This window comes from Dietzia sp. HMSC21D01, from assembly GCF_001815995.1.
Lineage (GTDB): Bacteria > Actinomycetota > Actinomycetes > Mycobacteriales > Mycobacteriaceae > Dietzia > Dietzia cinnamea.
Map to the genome: position 1 here is coordinate 1 of NZ_KV823725.1, position 8,439 is coordinate 8,439.

Genomic DNA, 8,439 nt, shown 5'->3' on the forward strand with positions numbered 1-8,439 from the left:
CGGGGGTCGCCCGAGTCGACGGCGATGCGCACGGTTCCGGTGGGCGTCGCGACGGCCGTGCGCGCGGGCACCCGCGCCGATCCCAACGCGGAGTCCCCGGCGGTGACGCACCAGATCCGCCGTTGCTCGCACAGTGCGGCGACCTCGGCGTCGATCCGGGGGTCGCCGGTGGCGACGTGCACCATCCAGGGACTGTCCAGGTCGGCGGGGGCGAAGGGCCTGGTGACGACGACGAGGTCGTCGCCCGCCCGCTCCGCGAGGTCGGCCATCGCCGGGTCGACGCGCGGAGCCACCACCCGGACGAGGGCGCCTGCCTCGAGGAACGTCGTCGCCCGGCGGGCCGAGACGGGTCCCGCCCCGACGAGCAGCACCTCCCGACCCGCGAGGCCGACGGTGAGCGGCAGCCCGTCCAGCGTGGGTGCCGGCGGGGCCGCCGGCGACAACGCGATGGTCACAGGTGGATGCCGCACTCGGTCTTGGACGAGCCCGCCCAGCGGCCGGACCGCGGGTCGGCACCGGCCTCGACGCGGCGGGTGCAGGGCTCACAGCCGATCGACGGGTACCCGTCGTCGAGGAGCGGGTTGAGCAGGCATCCGTGCTCGGCGGCGTAGTCGTGGACGCGCTCCATGGTCCACGCCACCAGCGGGTTGATCTTGACCATCGAGTGCTTCTCGTCCCACTCGACCATGGCCGCGCCGGCCCGGTGGTCGGTGTCGACGCGGCGCAGGCCGGTGATCCACGCCTCGTACCCGGACAGGGCGGCGTCGAGCGGTTCGACCTTGCGCAGGCGGCAGCACATCTCGGGGTCGGTCTCGTAGGGGCGCGGGCCGAGCGCGGCCTCGTGCTCCTCGCGGGTCGCGGGGCTGCGCACGTCCACCACGTTGAGACCGGGGGTGGCGGCGAGCGCGTCGCGGACGCCGACGGTCTCGGAGAAGTGGTAGCTCGTGTCCAGGAACAGCACGTCCACGCCGGGGGCGTGGGGCGCCGTCATCTCGGGGACGACTGTGTTGGCCATGGAGCACGCCACCGCGAGCGCGTCGCCGAAGGTCTCCCCCGCCCAGGCCAGGACCTCGGCCGGGTCGATCTCGGAGTGGTTGCCGTAGAGGCCGCGGTCATCGAAGCGGCGGCCCGCCTCCTCGGCGATGGCCTTGAGCTCCTCGGTCGTGCGCTTGCGGCCGGGCCCGGGCGTGAGGACGGTGCTGCGGGGCAGCAGTTCCAGGCTCACTGCGGTCATACGAGGACCTCCTCGTCCACCCGGTGCGCCCACTCGGCGAAGGTCTCGCCGCTGGCACCGGTCTCCATGTACTTGCGGATCACGCGTTCGACGTAGTCGGGCAGCTCCGCGGACGGCACGCGCAGGCCGCGGACCGTGCGGCCGAGCCCGCCGGACTCCTGGTCCTCCGACGCCAGCCCGCCGCCCAGGTGGACCTGGAAGCCGGGGGTGTCGCCGTCGAGGAGCTGGCCCTTGAGGCCGATGTCGGCGGTCTGGATGCGGGCGCAGCTGTTGGGGCAGCCGTTGAGGTGGATCGACAGCGGCGTGCGCAGGGGCGCGTCGTCGGCGAAGCGACGCTCGAGCTCGTCGACCAGCGCGGTGGCCGTGTCCTTGGTGTCGACAAAGGCGAGCTTGCAGAACTCGATGCCCGTGCACGCCATGGTGGCGCGACGGAAGGAGCTCGGGCGGGCGTACAGCCCGATCTCGGCGAGGCCCTCGACCAGCTGGTCGACCTTGTCCGGCTCGACGTCCAGCACGAGCAGCTTCTGGTGCGGGGTGAAGCGCACACGGTGCGACCCGGCGGCCTCGGCGAGGTCGGCGACCTGTGCGAGCTTCTCGCCGCCGACGCGGCCGACGGTCGGGGCGGCGCCCACGTAGAAGCGGCCGTCCTTCTGCTCGTAGATGCCCACGTGGTCACCGGAGCCGACGCCACGTTCGGGCGCCGGGCCGTCGGGGAGCTCGCGGCCGAGGTACTCGTCCTGCAGCACCTGGCGGAACTTCTCGGCGCCCCAGTCCTTGATGAGGAACTTCAGCCGGGCGCGGGTGCGCATGCGGCGGTAGCCGTAGTCGCGGAAGATGCCCACCACGCCGGCCCACACCTCCGCCGCCTCCTCCTGGCGGACGAACACGCCGATGCGGGTGGCGAGCTGCGGGTTGGTCGACAGGCCGCCGCCGACCCAGAGGTCGTATCCGGGGCCCAGCTCGGGGTGCTCGACGCCGACCAGCGAGATGTCGTTGATCTCGTGGACCACGTCGAGGCTCGGGTGGCCGGTGATGGCGGACTTGAACTTGCGCGGCAGGTTCGAGAACTCGGGCGTCCCGATGTACTTGGCCTTGATCTCCTCGATCACCGGGGTGGGGTCGAGGATCTCGTTCTCCGCCACACCGGCGACCGGGCTACCGAGGATGACGCGCGGGCAGTCGCCGCAGGCCTCGACGGTGTCGATCCCCACGTCCTCGAGCCGCTGCCAGACGGTGGGGACGTCCTCGATCGCGATCCAGTGGTACTGGATGTTCTGCCGGTCGGAGATGTCGGCGGTGCCGCGGGCGAAGTCGGTCGAGATGCTCGCCAGCACGCGCAGCTGGTCGGTGGAGACCGCGCCACCGTCCGTGCGGACGCGCATCATGAAGTACTTGTCCTGCAGCTCGTCGGCCTCGAGCTTCGAGGTCCGGGAGCCGTCGAGGCCCTGCTTGCGCTGCGTGTACAGGCCCCACCAGCGCATACGGCCCGACAAGTCGTCCGACGGGATCGAATCGAAGCCCTCCTTGGAGTACGTGTCCAGGATGCGCTGGCGCACGTTGAGGGCGTCGTCCTCCAGCTTGAACTGCTCGTTGTGGTTGAGCGTGAGCTTGCCGTCGATCTTCCACTGCCCCTGTGGCTTGGCCGCGCGCGCGGGACGAGCGGTACGGGGGGCGGCTGCAGTATCGGTCATGGCGGCGAGGATAGTCAGAACAGACTGGTCTGTCTAACAAGGGTCGCCTAACCGCATCAAGCGTCCGCACCACCGGAAGCCTCCCCGCACGCGTTGCGCTCGGGTCTGCGCCGCCTGAAGAGCGCGCCATCAGAAGGGTGGTGGTGGTTGGAGGAGTTCGTCGAGGTGCTCGTGGAGGGCGTGGAGGATGGCTTTTTCCAGGGTGCTGTCGGTGGGTTTGTTGCGTTGCCACCAGCGGCTGGCCGCGGCGGGGGTCGTTCTTTCGCGCGGGGCCGGGTCCGGGGTGGTGTCGGCGGCGGTCTCGGGTGGCGGCGAGGTCGCGTCGGCTGCGTTGTGGGCGGTGGCGCGGGCGCGTTCGCGGGCCAGGCGTTGGGCGCGGCGGGCGAAGTAGGTCGCCTCGTCCAGGATCCCGGCCCCGGTGTCGGGGTTGGGGTTGCGGCGTTGCTGGCGTGCCCAGGCGTCGGCCTCGTCGCGTTGGTGCTCGCGCCGGTACTGGGCCAGCGGCCCGTCGGGGCGGGTGAGCATGACGGTGCCGTCGGGGGTGGTCACGATCAGGGTGCCGTCGGGCTCGAGCTTGTAGGTCCAGTCGGAGAACGTTTTGAACCGGTGGTGGCGGCGGCACTGACTGACCAGATTCGCCTCCACCGTCTGGCCGCCGGCGGTGGGGTCGGCGTGGTTGAACGGCACCACATGGTCCAGGTCGCAGTCGTCGGCGGGGACCGTGCACCCGGGGTGCCGGCAGGTGCCGTCGCGAAGCCGGACCCGGCGCGCCAACTCGGCACCGGGCCGGTATCTCAGCGCGGCGGCGGTGTCGTCGGCCGCGCCGAGGCGGGGATCGACCTGCTCGAACGAGGCGCCATCTGAGGTGGCGAGCATCTCCATCAGCGTGTGCAGGGCGGCTTGGCCGGTGCGGGTGAACTCCACCCGCGCGCCGTGTTCGTCGCGGCCGTTGTCTCCGGTGGCGATGACGGTGACCTTCGGCCGCAATACCGGCGCCAGCCCCTGACCGCCGCCAGTGGCGGCGCTCGGGTCGCCCGGGCCGGCGTTACTGTCGGTGCCAGTGTCGGTGCCGGTGCCGGTGCCGGTGTCGGTGTCGGGGTGGGTGGGGGTGTCGCCGCAGATCAGCGACATCAGGGCGTCGGCGCGGCGTTCAGCTTTGGAGTAGCGCGGCTCCGGCTCGGCCGGGGCATCCGGGTCGGCCGCGGCGGCTGCGCCAGTGTCGGCGGCCTGGTGTTCGGCGACCCGCTGGTCGAGGGCTTCGGCCAGCACGGCGGCTTCCTCGGTGGCCAGCAGGGCGGAGACGGTGGACATACCGTCGACGCCTTTGCCGATGCGCACACCGCGGCCGCGGCTGGCGTCTTCCTTGCGCAGGCGGATGGCGTCGGGGTCGTGGCGACCGATGACGGCGTCGATGTCATCGCGCAGGGCCTTATCGCCCAGGCGGATACCGGCGGCGACACCGTTGAGGTAGTCCTCGACGACCTGGCGCTGGACCTTCTCCAACACGTCCCCGCGGACGGTGGCCATCTGCCGGGCCAGCAGTTCGGCGACGCGTTGTTCCATCAGCCCGGCGGCCATGGCCTCCAGAATCGCCGGGTAGCGGGTGTGCAGTTCCCAGGCAAAGGACAGCATCTTCTCCGCGCGCCTTGCCGAGATGGACATCGCCGCCACCACATACCCGGCCGCCGCGACGAGGCCGTCAACCACAGCATGGCCGGGACGGGCCTCGTGACTGCCGTCGATACCGTGCCCGTACTCACGCCAACACTCCTGCAGCAGCGCGTAACAAGCGACCAGGCGCTGCACGGCCGCGCGGTTCTCGGCGGCCCAGCCTTCGCGCGCCGCCGTCGTCAGGCCTGCCAACGCGGCAGCGGGGTTACCGGTCGTGCGCTCCGGATCGCCGTCCATGCCCCACCCCCCGTGGTCGCCTACGCGGCCATGCCGCGCCATGTCTCGAATACGTGTTCTATTCTACGGTCACGCGTTCGACACCACAAGGGGCATCTGCGAATTACTCGCCAACCGCTTCGCGTAGCGCAATCGAAGCGAGAAGCCAGCTGTCGCCGAATCGCCGAGAACCCAGTCGCCGAAATTGAGCGATAGTTAGTTAGCGTGGCCAGTTCTTCACGAACCGATCATTTAGCAGGTCGACAGTTCGCAAATTCCTTAGCTGGCGACCAAGCCGGGGAATATGTGACTTTCGCGGTGGCACGGCACTCAGGGCGGTCGTAACTTCTGGTGGTGTAGCCCACAGACAGTGGGCACGTCACGTCGAAAGGGCACGACATGGGCGAGATTTCTGACTTCTGGTTCGACCTCTCCGAAGGGTCCGCTGACCTCCTCCCCGCGGGTGGCGTCGGCTCGGCCGCAATCGACGGCCTGCTCCGCCTTCCCTCGTACATCCTCTTCACGCTCGGTGGCGGCGCGGAGATCTTCGGCTCCTGAGTCACACCCCTTCCCGCTTCGCCGCGATCGTGCCCTGAACACGACCGCGGCGTCGCGCATTTCCGGGCCTCTCCGGAGCGGCGGGACAGGTCTTCTCAGAGTCCGCAGAACTCCAGCCAGCTGTCGACCTCACGGCGGGCCTGCTCGCGTCCCGAGACGTACGCCTCCGCGAGCCGGTCGACCCGGCGCTCGTAGCTCCTGATCGTCACCCGCTCCGGTCGGAAGACCAGCGCGTCGCCCGACTTCTCCAGCTCCTCGATCTCGTCGAGCGTCTCGTTGTACAGCGCCCAGCGGTGCAGGAGCGCCTCCCCCACCTCCGGGAAGCGGCGGAAGTACGAGCGATAGAACGGCGTCAGTCGACGGGGCGGGATCTTCCGGTACCCCTCCGGCTGCGTGAGCACGATGAGGAACTTCTCGAACCCCGCCTCGCGCGCCGCCGACAACGGGATCCCACCGTCATGGCCCAGGGCCCCGTCGACGTAGTACTCGCCGTCGATGAGCACGGGCGGCATCCACACCGGCATGGTCGACGAGGACCGAACCATCCGCATGAGGTCGGCCATCGACTCGACGTCGTCCTCGGTCCAGAAGACCGTCTCGCCATCCGAGCAGCGGAACGTCCCGATCCGCGCGGCGGTCCCGCTGGCCTCGAACGTCTCGAAGTCGTACGGCAACACCTGATCCGGCAGGCCGGCCTGCTCGTAGATGTACTCGGCGTTGAACAGCCCCTTGCCGCGCGCGAAACTACGCAAGTCCCCGAAGTTCGGGTCCGCGGCCATCTCCACGAAACTCTTCCGGGCGCGTACCGCGTCGCGGGAGACGTAGTTAGCGAGGTGAGACGCCCCGGCCGAGATTCCGGCGACCAGACCGGTGTGGATCCCCGCCTCGATCAACGTCTCGACAACGCCCGCGGTGTGCACCGCCCGCATACCACCGCCCTCGAAGAGCAGGGCGACATCGGGGGCGGTCGGCTCCAGCGTCGCAGTGCCGGCGCGTGTATGTCTCGGTCCCGCATCAGTCACTCTTCCAGACTAGGAGGTCTGGGCGCGGGTGTCCGGTGGCGGAGGTTCAGTGGCGCAGCCGCCTCCCCGTTACTAGTGTCACCACCCGTGACCCAACTCACCGAGCTCGTCGCGGGCATCAACGACGTCTACTGGTACGGCGTCATCGCACTCCTGGTGATCGCCGGGCTGTACTTCTCAGTGACCACGTTGATCGTCCAGATCCGGCTCTTCCCGGAGATGCTCCGGACCATCACCGAGAAACCCTCCGACATCGAACCGGACAAGAAGGGCATCTCCGCCTTCCGCGCCTTCACCATCTCGGCGGCATCCCGGGTCGGCACCGGCAACGTCGCGGGCGTGGCCATCGCCATCACCGTCGGCGGGCCCGGGGCGGTTTTCTGGATGTGGCTCCTCGCCATCATCGGTGGCGCGACGGCCTTCATCGAGTCGACGCTCGCGCAGCTGTACAAGGTCAAGGGCAGGGACTCGTACGTCGGCGGACCGGCGTACTACATCCGCGACGGGCTGGGCTGGAAGCCGGTGGCCGTGGCGTTCGCGGTGATCATCACCGTCACCTACGGCTTCGTGTTCAACGCCGTCCAGGCCAACTCCATCTCCGAGTCCGTCCGCAACCAGTTCGACCTCGAGGGCACCGGGGCCGGGATGGCGATCGGCGTGGGGCTGGCGATCGTGACGGGCCTCGTCATCTTCGGAGGCGTTCGACGCCTGTCGGCGGTCACCGAGATCCTGGTCCCGGTCATGGCGGCAGCCTATGTCGTCGTCGCCCTCGTCGTCGTCGCCATCAACATCACCGAGGTCCCCGACATGATCGGCCTCATCGTGGGCCACGCCCTCGGCTTCCGCGAGGTCGCGGGCGCCGCGCTCGGCGCGGCGATCATGCAGGGCATGCGCCGGGGCCTGTTCTCCAACGAGGCCGGCATGGGCTCGGTCCCCAACGCCGCGGCGACCGCATCGGTCTCCCACCCCGTCAAGCAGGGCCTCGTCCAGTCGCTCGGCGTCTACTTCGACACCCTCATCGTGTGCTCGGCCACGGCGTTCATCATCCTGCTCGCCGACCCCGAGTTCGGCGGCGACCGTGAAGGCATCTCCCTCACCCAGGACTCGCTGGCCTCGCAGGTCGGGGACTGGGGCGTGCCGTTCCTCATGGTGGTCATCTTCTTCCTCGCCTTCTCGTCGATCCTCGGCAACTCGTACTACGGCGAGGCCAACATCAACTTCCTGCGTGACAGCCCGCGCACGATCAACGTGTTCCGCGCGCTCGTCCTGCTCGCGGTGTTCGGAGGCGCCCTCGGTTCGGTCGACCTCGTGTGGGGCCTGGCCGACCTGTTCATGGGCTTCATGGCCACCATCAACCTCATCGCGATCCTTCCGCTCGGGGGGCTCGCCGTGGCTCTGCTCCGGCACTACCTGCAGCAGAAGGCCAAGGGCCACAACCCTGTGTTCCACCGTGATGACCTGCCGCAGGCCCGCAACGTCACCGCCTGGGACGGCTCCGACCCGATGACGCACCAGGCCGTCGCCGACGAGGCCCGCGAGGTCAAGGCCGACGAATGACCGAAACCGCACGCCGCGCCGACACCGCCCACCGCGCCGATGCCAATCGCCGGAGCCTGACCGCGCTGCCGAAGGCGCACCTGCACGTCCACCTCGAGGCGGCCATGCGGGAGGCGACGCTGCGGCAGTGGTGCGCGGAGGACGGCCTCGAGGTGCCGCCGCTCGTCGACTACCCGGACTTCACGCGGTTCCTCGACGCGTACGGCCTGCTCATCGACCTCCTGCACACGCCGGAGCGAGTCGAGCAGCTCCTGGACGAGGTGATCGCCGACGCCGCCGCGCAGGGGGTGGTGGCGCTCGAGTTCGCGTCGATCCCCGAGAAGGCGGTGGCGTTCGGCTCCGCCGAGGAGGCGCTCGAGTTCCAGCTGCCGGTCATGGCCGAGGCGTCACGCAGGCACGGGGTGTGGGCCGGCGCGATCGTGAGCATCGACCGCGGCGCGGGGCCCGAGCACGCGCTCGAGGCGGCACGGCTGGCCGCGCGGTTCGCCGA

Annotated in this window: 7 protein-coding genes and 1 pseudogene; 3 read left to right on the forward strand and 5 right to left on the reverse strand. The window is 69.9% G+C overall.

What is annotated here, in order from left to right:
- The 4 genes from HMPREF3086_RS02715 to HMPREF3086_RS02730 form a co-directional block, all read right to left on the reverse strand.
- A partial coding sequence (locus tag HMPREF3086_RS02715) for a precorrin-2 dehydrogenase/sirohydrochlorin ferrochelatase family protein (RefSeq protein WP_305790924.1) occupies window positions 1-455 on the reverse strand: 455 nt, incomplete at its 3' end.
- Window positions 452-1,234 carry a phosphoadenylyl-sulfate reductase gene (locus HMPREF3086_RS02720; RefSeq protein WP_070720064.1) on the reverse strand — a complete coding sequence of 261 codons (783 nt, stop codon included), beginning with the start codon at window positions 1,232-1,234 and terminating at the stop codon, window positions 452-454. The genes HMPREF3086_RS02715 and HMPREF3086_RS02720, both read right to left, overlap by 4 nt.
- Window positions 1,231-2,925: a nitrite/sulfite reductase gene (locus HMPREF3086_RS02725; RefSeq protein WP_061229942.1), complete on the reverse strand. Its 1,695-nt coding sequence runs from the start codon at window positions 2,923-2,925 to the stop codon at window positions 1,231-1,233. The genes HMPREF3086_RS02720 and HMPREF3086_RS02725 overlap by 4 nt, the downstream gene beginning before the upstream one ends.
- A 129-nt stretch (window positions 2,926-3,054) precedes the next feature.
- On the reverse strand, window positions 3,055-4,833 hold the full coding sequence (locus tag HMPREF3086_RS02730; RefSeq protein ID WP_070720065.1) for an HNH endonuclease signature motif containing protein: 1,779 nt from the start codon (window positions 4,831-4,833) through the stop codon (window positions 3,055-3,057).
- Between the two features lie 378 nt (window positions 4,834-5,211).
- Here HMPREF3086_RS02730 and HMPREF3086_RS18835 point away from each other — a divergent pair, with 378 nt between their 5' ends.
- Window positions 5,212-5,370: a hypothetical protein gene (locus HMPREF3086_RS18835; protein WP_165001078.1), complete on the forward strand. Its 159-nt coding sequence runs from the start codon at window positions 5,212-5,214 to the stop codon at window positions 5,368-5,370.
- 95 nt (window positions 5,371-5,465) lie between these two features.
- Here the strand turns inward: HMPREF3086_RS18835 and HMPREF3086_RS02735 are convergent, their stop codons facing one another.
- Window positions 5,466-6,392, reverse strand: coding sequence for a patatin-like phospholipase family protein (locus HMPREF3086_RS02735; protein ID WP_246830869.1), 927 nt, complete (start codon window positions 6,390-6,392; stop codon window positions 5,466-5,468).
- A gap of 87 nt (window positions 6,393-6,479) precedes the next feature.
- Between HMPREF3086_RS02735 and HMPREF3086_RS02740 the strand changes: the two genes are divergently transcribed.
- Both HMPREF3086_RS02740 and HMPREF3086_RS02745 read left to right on the forward strand, forming a co-directional pair.
- On the forward strand, window positions 6,480-7,949 hold the full coding sequence (locus HMPREF3086_RS02740; RefSeq protein WP_070720069.1) for an alanine/glycine:cation symporter family protein: 1,470 nt from the start codon (window positions 6,480-6,482) through the stop codon (window positions 7,947-7,949).
- Window positions 7,946-8,439 (forward strand): annotated as a pseudogene (locus HMPREF3086_RS02745) (adenosine deaminase); the annotation flags it as partial. The gene HMPREF3086_RS02740 and the pseudogene HMPREF3086_RS02745, both read left to right, overlap by 4 nt.